General features: G+C 43.3%; 1 pseudogene. It reads right to left on the bottom strand.

Going from position 1 to position 1,483, the window contains the following annotated elements:
* Positions 1-185 precede the first annotated feature (185 nt).
* Positions 186-1,412 (bottom strand): annotated as a pseudogene (locus tag QUB66_RS29605) (IS4 family transposase); the annotation flags it as partial.
* Between the last annotated feature and the right edge of the window lie 71 nt (positions 1,413-1,483).

The raw sequence follows: 1,483 nt of genomic DNA, 5'->3' as shown, positions 1-1,483 counted from the left end.
CAATACTTCTCGGTTAAGGTCTAAGCGGTACTGAGAATAGAAAAATGAAGCTCCTGGCGCTGAGTACCAGTACCTCTATGAAAAGGTTTTTTGGACAAAAATTTGGAGCGAGGTTTTTTCACAACGCGGGGATTATTTCGACCCTGACGTTTTGGGATCTTTTCATCCAAAATGTCGCGAATCAGCCCTTGAAAAAAAAAAGGGGATAGTTGAGATTGTTCAATATTTTGAAAATTAGGAATTGCCCGCCTTATCACATTCAGAGTACCAGTAAAACCAATCCGTAACGGTGAAATTCCCGCTCTTTGGGCCGCTTGAAACATTAAACAACGGATGCACCAATGTCCAAGTAGCCAGCCATAAATTTCTTGAACAACTTCACGAGGTTTGAGAGAACGAATGGGAGTTTTGCGACCTAGAAGATGAGTTTTAAGTTCATCAATTGTACTTTCGATTTCCCATCGTTGGTGGTATTCGGCTGCTAATAATAAAGCTGGAAAAACCGTTACATCCATCAAACTGGTAATCAGACGATAAGTTTTTGGCTCCGCATCCGAGTCAATTGTGTACTCAATGATTCTGACTTGAATTTTTACTGCACCTTGTTTGCGAGATTTACCATCGGGATTTATCCAACTTAAATAAGAGCCATCTTCTAAAACTTGTTCAACCTCAAATTTGACATTGGCAGGTAATCGACCTAAGTAGTGACAAGATTGTTTAAGTGTCGCATTGACCATTTTATAAGAGTGCAATCCCCTGTCCCACATCAGCAGCATTCCTGCTGTTACTGACCGGAGGAGTTTTTGAACCCGAACCCGCTCCCCAATCCGATATGGACACATTAACGCATCAACAATTAGATGAGTTCCTGTTTCTACCAGCAGCACTAATCTTACTTTTGGGAAAGCAGCTTTAGTCCCGGGACGTGTTCCCGGATACCCAAAAACTCTGGCATTGGCTGCACTATCAGGGACATCTATCACTGTTCCATCTACTGCCATAACTCGTAATCCACCCAAAAAAGCCCCGTCCGTTTGTGGCGAAGCCATTGGACGAACGACCAGCTCGAATAGCTGAGTCATTACTCTGCATCCCACTCGCTGCCGAGCTTCACTGATTGAGGAACTACTTGGTACTTGCCAATACTCTCCTAACTGAACCCACTTCATGCTTAAACCATTAACCAGATTTTTGAGAACTGTTCTCATTGACACCGCTGACCACAGACTCATGGCAATCACCAAACTGATCACCAACTCAGATGGTAGTTTTCTTTGGCGCTGTTGCTGGCTATGAGTCTGGCCAATTGCTTGTTGAATTGCTGCGGATGGTATTGCCGTTTCTAGTGCTTTAAATACAGACGCTGCTTCTATGACTGGACTGATTAAGGTGAATTCTTTTAGTGCCATCAATTTTACCCTCGCTGATCCACGAATCAACACCAGTTTACTTGACGATAGGGCTTAACCGAGAAGTATTG

It is taken from the genome of Microcoleus sp. A2-C3 (genome assembly GCF_036706065.1).
In the GTDB taxonomy this organism is placed as follows: Bacteria; Cyanobacteriota; Cyanobacteriia; order Cyanobacteriales; family Microcoleaceae; genus Microcoleus.
Note: the sequence above shows the minus strand (reverse complement) of the source record. Positions and strands in the feature narration are given on the sequence as shown.